Here is an 18,002-nt window from a genome sequence, read left to right on the forward strand (position 1 = left end):
ATGTCCTCCTAGGTCAATGCTCCATTCCTCATCATTGTCTGGGATGTTTTTTTACTCAGGCACGATCCAAAAAATACATTAGCGCGTCAGGCAACTCGTTTTGCCAAAAGCCCCATAAATGTTTGCCATCCTTTTCACGGTAAGAAACTTCGGCGTTCCGCTCGCGCAGTAAATCTGCGCATTGACGGTTCAGCTCTACAAAGTTGTAAATGCCGGTATCACTCTCAAAAGCATCTTCCTGAAGGCCAACTGTCATCCATACATTTAGATGCGACAGTTCTTTCTCACGGGCAATAATTTCTTGCGAAGCTTCATAGTAGGCACCTGAGAGGCTAATAATGCGATTAAACAGCTCAGGATACAATAGCGCCAAATGCAAAGACACACTGCCTCCCAGTGAATCCCCAGCAAGAATGCGGGAAGCTGCATCTTTTCTTATAGGATACTTTTGTTCCACATAGGGAATAATCTCTTCTGCAAAACAGGCAGTGTATGCCTCAAAACGATTGCCGAAGGGAGCGTACTCCTGAGTTCTGATTTTGGTGTTCACTTCCACGCCTACAATAATGAAGGGTTCCACGCCCTCATCCAGTATGAGACGGTTGGCGTGTGTTGCAATTCGTCCAAAGTTGAAGAATTCCTCTCCATCCTGACAGTAGACGACCGGGTAGCTCAATATTTCATTATAGCCGGGCGGCAAATAAATCCGAAGAGTTCGGGTTTCGCCAAGTAAGCGGCTGTCTACTTCGTCTTTAAGGATGGTTCGTTTTAAATACCGAGAATCCGTCATTTTTCGTCACCTTTCTTGGGTATTATTTTGCATTAAGGATCACAATAAGTTAAGATTACCCTGATTGCAATAGATGTTTAAAATTTCAATCATGTACTAAGCTGTTATAGTAAAAAACACACCCTGTTACATACACAAAAATGTGGTAAACTCAAAAAAAATAACTAAATCTTTGACGCGAGCGATATAACAGGTGTATAATAATCCTATAACAGCGGAACTTGATATTCAAATTTTTTTGTTGAGGTGAAGAAAATGAGCAAGGTTCCTTATGAAGTTTACACAGAGGAAGTTGAGGCTCTGTCCGTGCTTTCTCCGGATGGTGAAATTATCAATAAAGATAAATTGCCTAAACTTACAGATGATCAATTGAAAGAAATTATGTATCGTATGGTATTTACACGTACTTGGGATGACCGTGCTGTTAACTTGGGCCGTCAAGGACGTCTCGGCTTCTACGCTCCGGTATCCGGACAAGAAGCAACAATGGTTGGTAGTGAATTTGCGCTCCAAAAAGAAGACTTTATTGCACCAGGCTACCGAGATATTCCGCAACTCGTTTGGCATGGCCTGCCATTATATCAAGCTTTCTTGTATTCCCGTGGTCATCAACACGGTGGTCAAATTCCGGACGGCGTTAACGTATTGATGCCGCAAATCATCATTGGCGCGCAAATTCTGCACGCTATGGGAATTGCAATGGGCTACAAACTGAAAAAACAAAAACAAGTCGTCATTACATATACAGGTGACGGTGGTTCTTCCGAAGGTGACTTCTACGAAGGTCTGAACTATGCTGGTGTATACAAATTACCAGTTATTTTCTTTGTGCAAAACAATGGTTACGCGATCACAACTCCATTCTCGAAACAAACCGCTGCCCTTTCGATCGCTCATAAAGCAGTAGCTGCTGGTATTAAAGGCGTGAAAATTGACGGTATGGACGTGCTTGCAGTTATTAAAGCTGTTCAAGAAGCTGCAGAGCGTGGACGTAATGGCGAAGGTGCAACATTGATTGAAGCCGTTACTTACCGTTTCCGTCCGCATTCCCTTTCTGATGATGCGACGAAATATCGTTCTAAAGAAGAAGAAGGCGAATGGAATGCAAAAGATCCAATTGCCCGCTTTGCGAAATACCTTGAGAAAAAAGGTCTTTGGACTGAAGAAGATACAGCTCGCGTAAAAGAAGAAGCTAAGGCAAAAGTGAACGAAGAGATCAAAAAGGCTGAGAAAACAGAAAAAATGACAATTCCTGGCCTGATCGATAGCATGTTCGAAACTACGCCTAAGCACTTGGAAGAACAAAAAGCTGATTTTAAATAATTGAACTTGAAAGAGACCGGGCGGCAACCCGATCCGGTCTGCTTTTCGATTGACCTGAACTGAAACTGATCTGTCAATGTTTAAGGAGGAAATGAAGCAAATGGCACAAATGAACATGAAAGAAGCGATTCGTGACGCACTGCGCGTAGAGTTGAAACGCGACCCTAACGTCCTGCTTTTCGGTGAAGACGTAGGTCATGTAGGTGGCGTATTCCGCGCTACAGAAGGTCTGCAAAAAGAATTTGGCGAAGAACGTGTATTCGATACTCCGCTGGCGGAATCCGCAATCGGGGGTCTTGCTGTCGGTCTGGGTATCCAAGGTTTCCGCCCTGTAGCTGAAATCCAGTTCGTAGGCTTTATCTTTGAAGCACTCGATCAAATGGCAATTCAAGCATCCCGTATGCGTTACCGTTCCGGCGGACGTTACAATTCTCCAATCGTATTCCGTACACCTTTTGGTGGCGGTGTTAAGGCAGCCGAGCTGCATACAGATTCCTTGGAAGGTCTTTTGACTCAAACCCCAGGTATTAAGGTTGTTGTTCCTTCCAACCCTTACGATGCAAAAGGTCTTATGATCGCGTCTATTCGCGATAACGATCCAGTATTTTTCATGGAGCATTTGAACCTGTACCATGCATTCCGTGCTGAAGTTCCTGAGAATGATTACACAGTTGAACTGGGCAAGGCAAATGTAGTTCGTGAAGGTTCCGATGTGACGATCATTACTTACGGTATGATGGTACACACTTCGGTTAAGGCTGCTGAAGAGCTGGAAAAAACAAAGGGTATTAAAGTGGAAATCATTGATTTGCGTACAATCAGCCCGATTGACATTGATACCATTGTTGCCTCTGTTCAAAAAACCAATCGTGCTATCGTTGTTCAAGAAGCGCAAAAGAGTGCCGGTGTTGCTGCTGAAGTTATTGCACAAATTAACGAAAAAGCAATCCTGCATCTGGAAGCACCAGTTCTGCGTGTAGCAGGTCCGGATACCGTTTATCCATTTGCTCAAATTGAAGATACTTGGTTGCCAACGCCAACACGTATCATTGATGCGGTTAATAAAGTATTGGAATTTTAATTAAAGCACACCGTAAATTTGGGAGGTTTTAAACGTGGCAAAATTTGAATATAAATTCCCGGAGCTGGGTGAAGGTCTTCACGAAGGCGAAATCATCAAGATGCACATCAAGCCCGGCGACAAAGTAACTGATGATGATATCATCATGGAAGTACAAAACGACAAGGCTGTAGTTGAAGTTCCATGTCCGGTTAATGGTACGGTTCAAGAAGTATTTGCCAAAGACGGAGACGTCTTCAACGTAGGTCAAGTTGTGGCTGTCATCGACGCAGAAGGTGAACTTCCTGAACAAGAAGATGCACCGGAAGCGCCAGCTGCTAGCCCTGAGCCAAGTGCTGCTGCACAAGGCGGAGCTACAGGTGCAGCTAGATTTGAATATAAATTCCCAGAGCTGGGTGAGGGTCTTCACGAAGGCGAAATCATCAAGATGCACATCAAGCCCGGCGACAAAGTAACTGATGATGATATCATCATGGAAGTACAAAACGACAAGGCTGTAGTTGAAGTTCCATGTCCGGTTAATGGTACGGTTCAAGAAGTGTTTGCCAAAGACGGAGACATCTTTAACGTAGGTCAAGTTGTGGCTGTCATCGCTGCTGAAGGTGAACTTCCTGAGCAAGAAGAAGCACCAGCTGCTGTTAAACAAGAAGAGGATGCTGCCAAAGGTGGAGCGAACACGCAACCAGGTGCAACACCTGCTGCTTCGAACAAAGACGTACTGGCTACACCTAGCGTTCGCAAATTTGCACGTGAGCAAGGTGTTAACATCGCTCAAGTGAGTGGCTCCGGCAAAAACGGTAAAATCACTAAAGAAGATGTAGAAGCTTTCAAAAATGGTGGAAGCCAAGCGGCTGCACCAGCAGCGAAAGAAGCTGCAAAAGCGCAAGAGCCAGCTAAAAAAGAAGCGAAAGCTGCAGCACCATCCGCACCAGCTGCAGATCCGCGTGCTGAGGAAGAACGCGTACCATTTAAAGGTATCCGTAAAGCAATTTCCAATGCTATGGTTAAGTCGGCTTACACGGCTCCACACGTTACAATTATGGATGAAGTGGATGTAACCGAGCTGGTTGCTTTCCGTACTCGTATCAAACCAATTGCAGAGAAGAAGGGCACAAAAGTAACTTACCTGCCATTCATCGTAAAAGCTTTGGTTGCCGCTTCCCGTCAATTCCCGGCTCTGAATGCCTCGATCGACGAAGAAGCTAACGAAATTGTCTACAAAAAATACTACAACATTGGTATCGCTACAGATACAGACAACGGCTTGATCGTTCCTGTTATCAAAGATGCTGATCGTAAGAGTATCTGGATGATTGCTGATTCCATTCGTGACCTGGCTGTACGCGGTCGTGATGGTAAATTGGCTGCCAATGAAATGAGAGGAAGCACGATTTCCATCACGAACATTGGTTCCGCAGGCGGTATGTTCTTTACTCCAATCATCAACTTCCCTGAGGTTGCAATTTTGGGTACTGGCCGCATCAGTGAAAAAGCAGTCGTGAAAAACGGTGAAATTGTTGCCGCTCCAGTAATGGCTCTCTCCCTGAGCTTTGACCACCGTATTATTGACGGTGCAACTGCTCAAAACTTCATGAACTATATTAAACAGCTGCTCGCTAACCCTGAGCTGCTTGTAATGGAGGTGTAATCAATGGTAGTAGGAGACGCTTCTCTGGATATTGACACATTGGTTATCGGTGCGGGTCCTGGCGGCTATGTAGCTGCCATCCGTGCCGCACAATTGGGACAAAGCGTATTGATCGTTGACAAATCTGAGCTGGGCGGTGTCTGCTTGAACCGTGGATGTATTCCATCCAAAGCTTTGATCTCTGCAGCTCATCAATACGAAGCAGCTAAACATGGCGAAACTTTCGGTATTACGGCTGAAAATGTAAAAGTAGATTTTGCAAAAACACAAGAATTCAAAAACGGTGTTGTTAAGAAAATGACTGGCGGCGTAAGCGGCTTGCTCAAAGGCAACAAAGTCGAAGTTTTCAACGGTGAGTGCATGTTCATCAACGAAAACGAAGCGCGTGTATTCAACGAACATGAATCACCACGTTACCGTTTTAAAAATGCAATTATCGCAACAGGCTCCCGTCCTATCGAATTGAAGCCATTCCCGTTTGGCGGACGCATTCTGTCTTCTACTGAAGCATTGAACCTGCCTGAAATTCCGAAAAGCCTGATCGTTATCGGTGGTGGATATATTGGTGCAGAGCTTGGACAAATGTATTCCAAATTCGGTTCCAAAGTAACGATCATTGAAGGTATGGATACTGTTCTTCCTGGCTTCGATAAAGATATGACTTCCATCGTTTCGAAAAGCATGAAGAAAACAGGTATCGAAATCTTCACTGGCGCTAAAGCGGAAAGTGCGGAACAAACTGATAAAGATGTAACAGTGAAATTCTCTGTTAACGGTGAAAGCAAAGAAGTAACTGCTGAGTACCTGCTTGTAACTGTTGGACGTCGTCCAAATACAGACGGTGAACTGGGTCTGGATTTGATCGGTGTAGAACTGGATGAACGCGGAATGGTGAAAGTTGACCACCAAGGACGCACAAGCATCCCTCACATCTTCGCAATCGGCGATATTGTTCCTGGTCTTGCTCTGGCTCACAAAGCTTCTTACGAAGGTAAAGTAGCTGCTGAAGTAATTGCTGGCCAACCATCCGTTGTAGACTATAAATGTATTCCGGCTGTTGTGTTCACAGATCCAGAATGCTCTAGCGTAGGCTACACAGAGACACAAGCTAAAGAAAAAGGCTATAATGTCAAAGTTGGCAAGTTCTCTTATGGAGCAAACGGTCGTGCCGTTTCCCTGAACGCTGCTGAAGGCTTTGTAAAAATCGTAGCTGACGCAGATACAGGTCTGGTACTGGGTACGCAAATCGTAGGTCTGGAAGCTTCCAACCTGATTGCTGAGCTGGGTCTGGCGATTGAAATGGGTGCTACACTCGAAGATATCTCCTTGACTATCCATGCTCACCCTACACTGGGCGAACTTGTGATGGAAGCTGCAGAAGTCGTAATGGGTCATCCGATCCACGCATTGGCGCCACGTCGCTAATTCCATTTCATTATCTTGTTTTTGGTTTTCATACATGAAAAAAGAGGCAAGGAGCGCTATATCTGCGCTCTTTGTCTCTTTTTTTCAAACTTTAAGATTATTGGACTATCATGAAAATTCACACAGCACATGGTCAAAAAAGTACCCTACATGATAAACTAAATATAGATTAATGGGGTAGATCGAGAATTTTAAAAAATTAAAAATTGACGATGCTGTATTTTATTCATGCTCAAAGGAGAGAAACAACGTGCGCAACTACTTGGAATTGTTGGAGGATATTTTAGAGAACGGAGTGAAAAAAGAGGATCGGACAGGGACGGGAACATTATCTGTGTTCGGAAGGCAACTTCGTTTTGATCTGGCCAAGGGCTTCCCGTTGGTGACCACTAAAAGAGTACATTTGAAATCCGTTATACATGAACTGTTATGGTTTTTGCGAGGGGATACCAATATTGCTTATCTCAAGGAGAACGGAGTTAGCATTTGGGATGAATGGGCAGACGAGCAGGGGAATCTGGGACCTGTGTATGGATCGCAATGGCGCGCATGGGAAGCACCGGACGGACAACATATTGATCAAATTGCGAAGGTCATTGAGGCTATCAAAAACAGTCCGGATTCACGTCGACATATCGTCAGTGCTTGGAATGTGGCTGAAATTGAATCGATGAAGTTGCCACCATGTCATTTTGTATTTCAGTTCTACGTAGCTGGAGGAAAGTTATCCTGTATGCTGACGATGCGTTCAGTGGATACTTTCCTTGGACTGCCATTCAACATCGCTAGTTATGCATTGCTGACGCATATGGTTGCACAGCAGTGCGGTTTGGAGCCCGGAGAGTTCATTTGGTCAGGCGGCGATGTGCATATTTATTCAAATCATATACAACAAGTGCATACACAGTTGGAACGTGATCCTTATCCCTTGCCACAGTTAAAAATTCTGCGCAAGCCTGAATCCATTTTCGATTACACTTACGAGGATTTTGTTTTTGAGAATTACGAGCATCACCCAGGGATCAAGGCGCCTGTCGCCATCTGATTAGAGGAGGTGGAAAGATGAGCATTTCGATGATATGGGCTATGGCACAAAATGGTGTGATTGGCCGGGATAACAGTCTTCCTTGGCGCCTTCCCAGGGACATGGCCTTCTTCAAAGAGCAGACGATTAATAAAACGGTACTCATGGGACGAAAAACCTGGGAATCCTTTGGCGGGAAAAGCTTACCAAACCGTCGCAACGTCGTTTTGACTCGTGATGAGCACTATCAGGCAGAAGGTGCGGAAGTGATTCATACACTGGAAGAGGGGCTCCAACTTGCGCAGGAAGAAGAGCTAATGGTCATTGGCGGAGCAGAGATTTATTCACTGTTTTGGCCACATGCTGATCGGCTGATTGTGACTCGAATTGAGGAGACTTTTGAAGGTGATACGACGTTTCCTGAGCTGGATTGGAGCAGCTGGACTATAGTCAATGAGACGCCGGGTATCAAGGACGACAAAAACCTGTACGACTACCGTTTTGTTGTTTACGAGAGAACAGAATAACAATAGATGAATTCAACCTAGCTCATTTGAAAAATTAATAAACCATATAAAAAATCCTTTTGGCTGTAGATGCAGAAAGTTGCATAAGTTTTCATTACTTTTACGCTGTATTGTGATACAATAAATCAAATTCAACGAGAACAGACCCTTTCATAACACAAACAGACAAGTTCGAATTTGATTAGAATTCTGAATGGATGATCGGGGTTCATAAGCGAAGAGATGGGGGAACGTAACATGTCTACACCAACTGGATTTATGGAATACACACGACAACTTCCTACAGACCGGGACCCGGCAGAGCGTATAAAGGATTGGGAAGAATTTCATAAGCATATGTCTGAAGAAGAGCTGCGTACCCAAGGGGCGCGTTGTATGGACTGCGGAACTCCTTATTGTCATACGGGGATGGATCTCATGGGAGCAACTTTAGGCTGCCCGGTTCATAATCTTATTCCGGAATGGAACAATCTCGTATATCGTGGTTTGTGGAAGGAAGCGTTAGACCGGCTGCACAAAACGAATAACTTCCCCGAATTTACGGGCCGTGTCTGTCCTGCGCCATGTGAAGGCTCATGTACTGTTGGCCTTATCGGGCAGTCTGTTACCATTAAGACAATTGAGGAAGCGATTATCGAAAAAGGTTTTGAGGAAGGCTGGGTTGTTCCTAACCCGCCGGAAAAACGTACAGGCAAACGAGTGGCTATTGTTGGCTCGGGTCCTGCGGGATTGGCTGCGGCAGCACAGCTTAACAAAGCAGGGCACAGCGTGACTGTGTATGAGCGTGCAGATCGTGTAGGTGGGTTGCTGATGTACGGAATCCCATCCATGAAGCTGGATAAGAAGGTTGTACAGCGTCGTGTAGACTTGCTGGAGGCTGAAGGTATTCAATTCATCACGAATACGGAAATTGGCAAGGATATCCCTACTGAACAGTTGGTTGCCGACTATGATGCGGTTGTGCTATGCGGTGGATCTACAAAGCCGAGAGAATTCAATATTGAAGGCAGTGATTTGAATGGAGTCCATTATGCTATGGATTATTTGAATGGCACCATCAAAAGTTATCTGGATTCCAACCTTGAAGATGGCAACTATTTGTCTTCCAAAGGTAAGGACGTTATTGTTATCGGTGGTGGTGATACAGGTTCGGACTGTGTAGCTACTTCTTTGCGGCATGGTTGCCGGAGTGTCACTCAATTTGGCACACACACCAAAGCTCCACTGGAACGTGATCCGATTGCCAATCCTTGGCCGCAGTTTCCGAATGTGTACTCTCTCGATTATGCACAGGAAGAAGCGAAAGCGTTGTTTGGGGAAGACCCGCGTGAGTTCTCCATCATGACAACCAAATTTGTAGGTGATGAGAATGGCAATCTGAAAGAACTGCACACCATTCAAATCCAACGTATTGTTGATGAAACTGGACGTAAAATCTATCAACCGATTCCAGGTACGGAACGTGTATTCCCAGCACAAATTGCACTGATTGCAATTGGGTTTGATGGGCCTGAGCAAACGATTGTGAAGGAAATCGGTTTGGAAACGGACCGTCGCTCCAACGTTAAGGCACGTTATGGGAAATATGTGACGAATGTGGATAAGGTGTTTGCTGCGGGTGACATGCGCCGCGGACAAAGTCTGGTTGTGTGGGCTATTAATGAAGGTCGAGAAGCAGCACGTGAAGTTGATAAATACCTCATGGGTACTACTGTTTTGGTGTAATTATAAATTTAATGTTACGAATCAAGTAAAGGCTCCATCTTAGGATGGGGCTTTATTTGTGTTTCAAGCATTGTCGCTAGTTGTTGAATCCAATTTTCTAGGAAGGTGTACAAAGGGGTGTAAACTTAATGTTATATAAAATGACTTTAAATTGAATTTTTAATCATGCGACTGTTATCTATAGTGATCATAACATAAATAAGGAGGGTGTGTGTAGCCTTTTTAAAGAAAAATACTTTTATTTTACAAAACAATTAGATGAAAACTTAAATATATGTAATATAAATTAACATAAACATGACCCGCGTTTATAAATGGTGTAGTTTCAACTTAGAGTAAAATCATGACCTGAGAGAACCATGAGATCTATGGTATAATAGACGTATATTGTTGAAGCGCTAGACTAAATGAATTTACAAAGGAGCTTTCGCTGGGAGAAAGCTCCTTTTGCATGAGGCCGGGATAGCTGTGTTTTCATTTGCGTTCCATGTATATCTATGATTCATGGAGGAGAAACAGAAGGCCGTCAGGAAGGAATGGAATGTATGAAGACGTTGATTATTGCTGAGAAACCGGATATGGGGCGGACGATTGCCGCTGTTATGGAGCCTCGTGCTAAAAATAACCGTACCTATTTGGAAGGGGAGAAATACATTGTAACCTGGGCGATCGGTCATTTGTTAGGGCTGGCTGAGCCAGATGCTTACGATGCTAAGTACAAACGATGGAATATTCAAGATCTTCCGATTATCCCTGAACAGTTCAAAATCGTACCTAATCCGAAAACAAAAGATCAGCTAAAAATGATTGGTGAGCTGGCCAAACGCTGCAATGCCATCGTGAATGCTTGTGACGCTGGACGAGAGGGGCAATATATTTTTGCGTTAATTCAGCAGCAGCTAAAGCTACGACAGCCGGTTAAGCGATTGTGGATCTCGGACTTGACGGCAGAGAGTATTGCGACAGGCTTTGAACGATTGCGAGATGCCTCGGAGTTTGAATTCCTGACTCAAGCTGCGCGGGCACGAAGTGAAGCGGACTGGCTGATTGGCATGAACGCTTCCAGAGCGTTCACAACACGTCATAACACCCTGCTGTCGGTAGGACGGGTACAGACTCCCGTACTGGCACTAATTCATGATAGAGAAAAGGAAATTGAAGCATTTCAGTCTCAAACCTTCTATGACGTGTGGGCTGAGTTTAAGCAAGATCAGATTAAGTACAAAGGGGCATGGCAGGGAGATCGGCTGACGAAACCGGAAGAAGCTGAGGGGATCGCTGCGGCGGTACGCGGGAAAGAGGGGAAGATTACCAAATATGATACGAAGCAGACAAAGGAGTATCCTTTTAAATTGTACGATTTGACGCTGCTTCAACGCGAGGCGAATGCCAAGTACGGCTATTCGGCCAAAAAAACGCTGGATGTGGCACAAGCGCTTTATGAGCGCCACAAGGTCATTTCCTATCCGCGTACCAACTCTAACTATGTGACAGAGCAGAATATAGACGGCATGCATAAGGCTTTACGGATTCTGGGGACAGGCCCTTATGCTGATCTGGTTCAACAAGCAAACCCTAACTTGGTCCATAAACAGAATAAATCGGTCTGCAATCCGTCTCGTGTTGAGGATCACCATGCTATCTTGCCGACGTTAAAAAGACCGGGAACGCTAAGTAAGGAGGAACAAAATGTATACGACTTGGTTATTCGTAGGTTTCTGTCGCATTTTTTTCCTCCGGCTGAATATAAAATGCATACCGTAATGACGCAGGTGGACAAGCATTTGTTTAAAACCAATATTAAGGAGCTTCTGTCCTTGGGATGGAAAGTGGTTTTGAGCAAAGCTGACCAGGATAAAGGTAAAAAGAGCAAAACATCCAAAAAGGAAGATGAAGAGGAAACGGACGAGTGGACGGACAAGAAGTTTGAAATTGATGCAGGACGTCCGGTGGATTGTGTTCGCGCCGAGATGAAAGAAAAGGCGACTCAGCCCCCTAAAAGCTACACGGAGGGCACATTGCTTAAAGCGATGGAAAGCGCCGGCAAGCAGATGGAGAATGAGGAATTACGCGAGGTTATGAAGGACGCTGGCTTAGGTACACCTGCGACACGAGCCGCCACAATTGAACGATTGAAGAAGGTCGGCTACATTGAAATGAAGGGCAAAAAGATTCTTATTACAGATAAGGGAAAGATGGCTATTGACCTGATCCGTCATGCCGGGGTAGATCTATTAGCCTCACCGGAGATGACAGGTCAATGGGAACGCCGTCTTCATCAAATATCCAAGGGTGAGGCAGCTCAGGAGAAGTTTATGGATAACGTTAAAAGATTCACGTTGTCCATCATTGATAAGGTAAGGCAGCAGCCACCTGCTCCCGCAAATGCCTTTGGCGAGGAGGCAAGGAGTAATCGCTCGGGAGGCAAGGGGAACGCCCGCAGTGTAGGCGCGAGTGGACGTGCCACCGACAAAGGAATGGATCGCACACCATCAGGAGGCGGTAGTAGTGCAGGAAGTGCTGCGCTAAAGCAAGCAGCACCACCAACAAGACGCAGTTCAGCTACAAAAGCAGTGCGGAGCTCATCTGATGGACAGTCAGATGCTTCAGTGAGCCAAAGGCAGGCATTAGGCAGCTGCCCGTGTTCCAATTGCGGTGGAAGCATTATTGAAGGCCGTAAAGGGTATGGGTGTAGCCATTTTAAGCAGGGCTGTGGTTTTGTCATTTGGAAGGAATATGCTGGCAAGCAGATTACCGAAACGATGCTCAAGTCCCTGCTCGCGAAGGGGCAGACGCAATTGTTGTCTTTTAAACGTAAAGATGGATCGACCGTCAAAGCGCGGATTGTTCTGGATGTACCAGGAACAGGACAACTTAGCGTTCGTGAGGAATCCTGAAATAGGGTCGTCTATCATAGTAGAATGTGAAGGTTGAATGACTTTTTAAACACGAAAAAAGGACCCTATCCGAGGGTCCTTTTTTGTTGATGCAATTGTATGTTTTCGTGGATCACTCGTGGCACTTCTGTTAGCTTTTGTATTGTATACATTACAGAGTTCACGTTTTTTTGCAATTCAACCATATTGTAAATCCATTCTTTAGGCTGCTTAAGATACACCGCGTGAATACCTGCCGCAAGGGCTGGAGATACGTCGGTGCGTAAAGAATTCCCAATCATCCAGGTGATGCCTCGGTCCAGCCGATTTATTTGGATGATTTCTTCCAGTGCTTCGACATTTTTATGCTGGCGAATATAGATACGGTCATCAAAGTAAGTAGCCAGCTTCATTTGTTCAATCTTTCTTTCTTGAATGACCTGCTCACCGCCCGTATAAAGGTGAAGGGAATGCCCTGCTTTTTGGAGTGAATTTAACGTTTCGGCCATACCTGGATACGGTTCAATTTCCTGCTTGTACACACTTCGGCCAAGCGAGCGAAGCTCCTGCTCTTCCCGAGAATCCGTACGGCGTCCGAATTGTTCAGAGAAAAACTGGTACGTATCTATTAGGGATTGTGGAAAATGCTCGCTGGCAAAACCTACCTGATGAACCCCAGCCACATCAATTTCAATTTGTTTTTCACGGATTGTATTTCTCGTTAGGTTATGAGCTGCAAACCATTCCTGAAGCAAATCGAAAAAGTGGTTGAGAATAAGGTCGAAATACTTGTTGCAGTGGACCAAAGTGTCATCAAGATCAAATAAAATGTGCTGTTTCGGATACGACATGATGCATACTCCTTCCAAGCCAAAGCTTTAACGGTGTTCAGTTTATAACTAAAGTTGCGATTCAAATTACAATCCAATATAGGATTCCAAAAATACCTGCAAATCAGCCGCACCGTCGGGACGGATGCTGAATTTTTCCTTGTGATAGCGTCCAATGTGTATGCGGAGCAAACCAGCCACACGCAAAATCATCATATCAGACATTAGTGTATCTTCCAATCGGCTCAAATCATGACGCATGTCTTCAAGAGACTTAGGACCTTGAGCTACATAACGCAAAATGCGCAGCCGTTGTGGATCATTGACTGCACGAGTGAGTCGTAGTAGAAGCGTGGGCGGTTCTTCCTCACTCTCTTCGGGAATATCTACCGGATACTGGATCAGCAGTGTACGGGTGTAAAAGCAGTATGAATTAATTGGGCGATTATGAACGACCGGAAACAGCACTACTGTATCGAGGTCTTCCATATGTGGCACGACTAGTCCAGCTGTCGCATATTCAACAAGTGCTTCCGGTTCCATTTTACTTAACAGCATGCGCTTTTCCGCAGCATCTTCTTCTGCCAATACACGCAGTTCGCCTTCCAAGGCCCGAAAATAATCACGATCCCACAATCTGAGGAGCGGTGCATATACCTTACGAATGCGTAAAGATTCTTCAAAGGTTAAAAAAGGAATATGCGGAACAAGTAGCTCAAACATATCCTTATCCGGTCCGTGATCCAAGTAAGAAATATAGTCGGATATTTCATCTGTTTCTGGTCGAAGCAACGCCCAGGCATAGAGTGCGTCATAATCGCTAAAAGGGCAATCCTGAGCTGTAGCTAGCTCAGTACGAACTTCCTGTTGTAATCGTGCATCCACCTTGTCGATCCATTCATGGCCCAAGTCCATATCTTGGACCCACTTTTTAGTTACATAGGCCATAAAGCTGCCGAGCAATTCATAAATTGGGGAAGTGTCTATTTTAATTTGATAACTCATGGAACCAAATGCCTCCTATTCTGTCTTCTAGCCCAGAGCGGTGAACGTAAATAAAGCCCGTCCATAAGCAAAACATGAGCATTTTGAAATTGCCCACTCATTTATTATGGCTTGTTCTGCCAGGCATTGTCCACTATAATATGAAATAGTGCGTTGTGACGTGAACTTGGTCGGATTGAACATACGAGGCTCTTAACCGAGGAGTCGGATACATACCAGACTAGCTCTATCCGTAAAATCGTCATCTCAGATGGCGATTTTTTTATTTCTCTCTTTAATACACTAAAATTAACACGCTAAAAACATCTTAATATGTAATATATCGATTTTTAGAAAGTCATGGTACACATCGTGATAAGATTTATTATTGATTATGGTATCAAATGCAAATCATTTCTAAACATTCATTTTATGATGTTAATAATTTATTTGTTCGAGCAGGAGGAGCTGGGATGTCGTCGTCGTTACGTGTTCATTATTTTATCTTAATTGCAGTTATTATTGTTGCTGGATTATGTCAGGGTTTACTATTGCCCATTCTGTCGATCTCTTTGGAACAAATGGGGGTTTCGTCATCGCTAAACGGAATGAACGCGGCTGCACTGTATATTGGTTCATTCGCAATGACACTGGTGGCTGAACGGACTTTGGGGTGGCTGGGATTTAAAAAGCTGATGGCTGGTGGTCTTGTGCTTGTGCTGATCACGCTGCTGCTGTTCCCGCTAATCCCTGATATTCGGGTTTGGTTCGTACTGCGCCTGCTAGTAGGTATCGGTGACAGTGCGTTGCATTATTCTGCGCAGTTGTGGATATTGCTGGTAACTCCAGCAGAGAATCGAGGCCGCAACATTTCCTTTTATGGTATGTCTTATGGTCTGGGTTTTGCATTAGGCCCATTGGGATTGTGGCTACTTGATTATGGGATGCTGGTTCCATTTGCTGCGTTGGCTTTGTTGTGCTTGCTTGTGTTGCTGTTAGTGTTAATCAAGCTGCCTGACTCAAGACCCGAGAAGCAGGAGACTGAGGCGCGTCCCGCACAAAGATTCCGGCGCAGCTATAGCTGGGCATGGTACGCTCTGTTGCCTGCATTTCTATACGGTTATATGGAAGCGAGCCTGAACAGTAATTTTCCAGTCTATGGCCTGCGTATTGGCTTTCATACCGATGAAATTGCTGCCTTGCTGCCTTTCGTCAGTTTGGGAGGCTTAGTGCTGCAACTGCCTTTAGGTATATTAAGTGACCGTTGGGGACGTAAAAAGGTACTAATGAGCGTAGGTATAGCAGGAGGGTTGACCTTTATGTTACTACCATGGAGTGGCAATCATTTTATGTTCACATTGGTATTGCTGACCATCGCAGGTGGATTGGTAGGCTCCTTTTTCTCACTTGGTTTGGCCTATGCAGCTGACCTGTTGCCCAAATCATTTTTGGCGGCTGCAAATGTGCTGGCATCCTTTCATTTTAATCTGGGAAGTGTGATCGGACCTAATATTAGCGGAGGGTTGCTGGACATTGGAACTCAAGGCAGTATGTTTCTAGTCCTTGGAGGTAGTTATATTGTTTTCGGATTGTTAGGTCTGTTTTCCCGAAAAAGAGTACCAGCGGTATAAAACTGCGGTTTGCATGGTATTTGTTTCACAATTACTATAAAATATAAACATGTATTGATGGCGGACAAAGGGGAATCATAGATGATTAAAATTCGGAAGCTGACCAAGCAAGTGGGGCCTGAACGTACCCTGTTGCTTCGAGGGATTGATGCTGAAATTCATCAGGGTGAATTCATTGCTATAGTGGGGCCAAGCGGAAGCGGTAAAACGACACTTCTTCGCTGTCTTGCTTTACAAGAGCCTTGGGAAGAAGGCAGTTTGATTGTTGGTGGCAATGATGTACTGAGATCCGGGTGGACGGGCAAGATGAAAATAAAGCGAGAGTGGGCACACCTGGAACAAAATCCGCATCTTAATATGAATCGGACCGCTCTTAAAAATGTGCTCATTGGCAGATCGGGTCAAACACCCTGGTGGAGAATGGTGACTGGCATGGTGCGTTCCGACGATTATATGGGAGCGATGGACGTTCTAGAGGAGCTGGGTCTGCTGGATAAGGCGCATGATAAATGCGGAAAGCTCAGCGGCGGCGAACGGCAGCGGGTAGCCACAGCGCGTGCTCTCGTTCACGGAGCTAAGGTTATTTTAGCTGATGAGCCTGTAAATGGACTTGATCCTGCCTCAGCAGCGCATGTACTGGAAACCTTTCGCAAGCTGTGCTCTGGCGAGCGAGTAACAATCATTACTGTACTGCCGCTGGAAATGGCTGAACGTTTTGCTTCCCGAATCTGGGGTCTGAATGAGGGTAAACTGGTGTTTGATATCCAGGCAAGACGATTGACACAGGCAGAAAAGAACAAATTGTGAAGGGGACGGCAAGAGAAGTGAAAAAAATGCTGTTGAAAATGGTGGCTTGCTGCTGCTCCTTGCTGCTTCTTGCTGGATTTTTAAGCGGCTGTAATGTGATTAGCGATCCGATTTCGCTGATGCAGACACCAACGATGTCTGATGAGAAACAACAGCTGAATGGAGCAGTGAATACGCAATTAGGGGCGGTACAGCCTTTAAGGCCGAATGATCCGGATGATCCTACGCCAATTCGGACGGGAGATTTGAATAATGATGGCATAGACGAAGCAGTGCTCTTTTATGAAACTCCAGATGAGAGCGTAAAAATACATGGTGTCTTGTTTGAAGATCAAGGAGGAACGTGGGTAAAGAAGCTTACGTTTGATGGGGAAGGCACGGTGTTGGAATCATTTAAACTTGTAGATTTAACGAATGACGGTACGCTTGATATTGTAGCAGGCTTTTCGAGCGGAGACAGTGGCGAAAACGGAGACCAGAAGGGCCTTATCGTATACTCTTATACTGGAGGAACGTTGGAAAAAATATATGCAACGGGCTATACGTACTTCGTCGTAGATGATTTTAACCATAAAAAAATGGATTTAAACGGAGACAATCTAAATGACTTGACGATTATATTGCTCCGTCGTAATGAATTTTTTACTGTCAAAACATTCCAATTCAGCGGAGGGAGCTTTAAGGAAATCGGATCGTTGGATTTGGACAGTCAGGCTCTAGGTGTCTACAATGTCGTCGCTGGCAAGGTGGCTCAAGGTAGGCAGGGGATCATTATTGATACAAAGATCGCCGAGACAACTACGGTATCTAATGTTATCGTAATAGATCACGGCAAACTCAGAAAGCTTAATCTTATGGATGTTACCTTCAAGGATGCTACCATCGCCAGTGGTGATGTGGATGGTGACGGTATTCTCGAATTTGGAAATTTGGAGAAGCCTAAAGGCTGGAGCAACAGGCCGCTGGATGAAGTTCCGTATTTTGTATCGTTCTATCAGTGGGACGGGGCCAAAGGGACGATTTTTAAACAGCAGCAGTATCGAGATTCTAACGAACAGGTCTACTTTAGGTTACCGAAAGAGCTGCATGGCAAGGTGACTATTGATCCCAAGGTTTCCAGGAAGGATAGCTATTTGCGATTTATTTTGGAGGATACAGACAAAACAATAGCGGAAATTAAATATTTCTCATTGTCACAATGGGAGCGAAATAATGAAGGTTATAGCCAATTGTGGCGAACGAATGCACAGGTAATTGGCATTAAGCGATCCAGTGAGCTGGAACCACGTAAAACCATTAAAAACAAGATGGGGGAAAGGCAGGTAGAGTAG

14 protein-coding genes are annotated in these 18,002 nt (G+C 44.9%); 11 read left to right on the forward strand and 3 right to left on the reverse strand.

Annotated elements, in window-relative coordinates; all coding sequences use genetic code 11:
* Window positions 1-55: 55 nt before the first annotated feature.
* The gene (locus ACU1JV_RS15910) at window positions 56-790 is read right to left on the reverse strand and encodes an alpha/beta hydrolase (protein WP_013371458.1); all 735 of its coding nucleotides are present in this window, start codon (window positions 788-790) and stop codon (window positions 56-58) included.
* 255 nt (window positions 791-1,045) lie between these two features.
* Between ACU1JV_RS15910 and pdhA the strand changes: the two genes are divergently transcribed.
* From pdhA to ACU1JV_RS15950, 8 genes are all read left to right on the forward strand, one after another.
* Complete coding sequence (pdhA, locus tag ACU1JV_RS15915; RefSeq protein WP_013371457.1) at window positions 1,046-2,113, forward strand: pyruvate dehydrogenase (acetyl-transferring) E1 component subunit alpha; 1,068 nt, start codon at window positions 1,046-1,048, stop codon at window positions 2,111-2,113.
* Window positions 2,114-2,213: 100 nt separating this feature from the next.
* On the forward strand, window positions 2,214-3,194 hold the full coding sequence (locus ACU1JV_RS15920; RefSeq protein ID WP_013371456.1) for an alpha-ketoacid dehydrogenase subunit beta: 981 nt from the start codon (window positions 2,214-2,216) through the stop codon (window positions 3,192-3,194).
* 34 nt (window positions 3,195-3,228) lie between these two features.
* A complete protein-coding gene (locus tag ACU1JV_RS15925; RefSeq protein WP_413986232.1) occupies window positions 3,229-4,842 on the forward strand; it encodes a 2-oxo acid dehydrogenase subunit E2 in 1,614 nt (537 codons plus the stop codon).
* Window positions 4,843-4,845: 3 nt separating this feature from the next.
* Window positions 4,846-6,267 (forward strand): dihydrolipoyl dehydrogenase, encoded by a 1,422-nt coding sequence (gene lpdA / locus ACU1JV_RS15930; RefSeq protein ID WP_013371454.1) that lies wholly within the window; start codon window positions 4,846-4,848, stop codon window positions 6,265-6,267.
* A gap of 250 nt (window positions 6,268-6,517) precedes the next feature.
* Entirely contained in the window at window positions 6,518-7,312 is a 795-nt protein-coding gene (gene thyA / locus ACU1JV_RS15935) for a thymidylate synthase (protein WP_413986231.1), read from the forward strand.
* A gap of 17 nt (window positions 7,313-7,329) precedes the next feature.
* Complete coding sequence (locus ACU1JV_RS15940) at window positions 7,330-7,818, forward strand: dihydrofolate reductase (RefSeq protein WP_413986230.1); 489 nt, start codon at window positions 7,330-7,332, stop codon at window positions 7,816-7,818.
* Between the two features lie 237 nt (window positions 7,819-8,055).
* Complete coding sequence (locus tag ACU1JV_RS15945) at window positions 8,056-9,543, forward strand: glutamate synthase subunit beta (protein WP_064964191.1); 1,488 nt, start codon at window positions 8,056-8,058, stop codon at window positions 9,541-9,543.
* 545 nt (window positions 9,544-10,088) lie between these two features.
* Window positions 10,089-12,440, forward strand: coding sequence for a type IA DNA topoisomerase (locus ACU1JV_RS15950; protein ID WP_413986229.1), 2,352 nt, complete (start codon window positions 10,089-10,091; stop codon window positions 12,438-12,440).
* A 65-nt stretch (window positions 12,441-12,505) separates the two neighbouring features.
* Here ACU1JV_RS15950 and ACU1JV_RS15955 read toward each other — a convergent pair whose 3' ends face one another.
* Together ACU1JV_RS15955 and ACU1JV_RS15960 are read right to left on the reverse strand one after the other, a co-directional pair.
* Window positions 12,506-13,270 (reverse strand): HAD family hydrolase, encoded by a 765-nt coding sequence (locus ACU1JV_RS15955; protein ID WP_413986228.1) that lies wholly within the window; start codon window positions 13,268-13,270, stop codon window positions 12,506-12,508.
* A gap of 66 nt (window positions 13,271-13,336) precedes the next feature.
* Window positions 13,337-14,254, reverse strand: coding sequence for a hypothetical protein (locus tag ACU1JV_RS15960; RefSeq protein WP_013371448.1), 918 nt, complete (start codon window positions 14,252-14,254; stop codon window positions 13,337-13,339).
* A 452-nt stretch (window positions 14,255-14,706) separates the two neighbouring features.
* Here ACU1JV_RS15960 and ACU1JV_RS15965 point away from each other — a divergent pair, with 452 nt between their 5' ends.
* From ACU1JV_RS15965 to ACU1JV_RS15975, 3 genes are all read left to right on the forward strand, one after another.
* Window positions 14,707-15,864 carry an MFS transporter gene (locus ACU1JV_RS15965; RefSeq protein ID WP_058830883.1) on the forward strand — a complete coding sequence of 386 codons (1,158 nt, stop codon included), beginning with the start codon at window positions 14,707-14,709 and terminating at the stop codon, window positions 15,862-15,864.
* Window positions 15,865-15,945: 81 nt separating this feature from the next.
* Complete coding sequence (locus ACU1JV_RS15970) at window positions 15,946-16,671, forward strand: phosphonate ABC transporter ATP-binding protein (RefSeq protein WP_413986227.1); 726 nt, start codon at window positions 15,946-15,948, stop codon at window positions 16,669-16,671.
* The gene (locus tag ACU1JV_RS15975) at window positions 16,668-18,002 is read left to right on the forward strand and encodes a hypothetical protein (protein ID WP_434954080.1); all 1,335 of its coding nucleotides are present in this window, start codon (window positions 16,668-16,670) and stop codon (window positions 18,000-18,002) included. Before ACU1JV_RS15970 ends, ACU1JV_RS15975 begins: the two co-directional genes overlap by 4 nt.

Source organism: Paenibacillus sp. T2-29, from assembly GCF_052921365.1.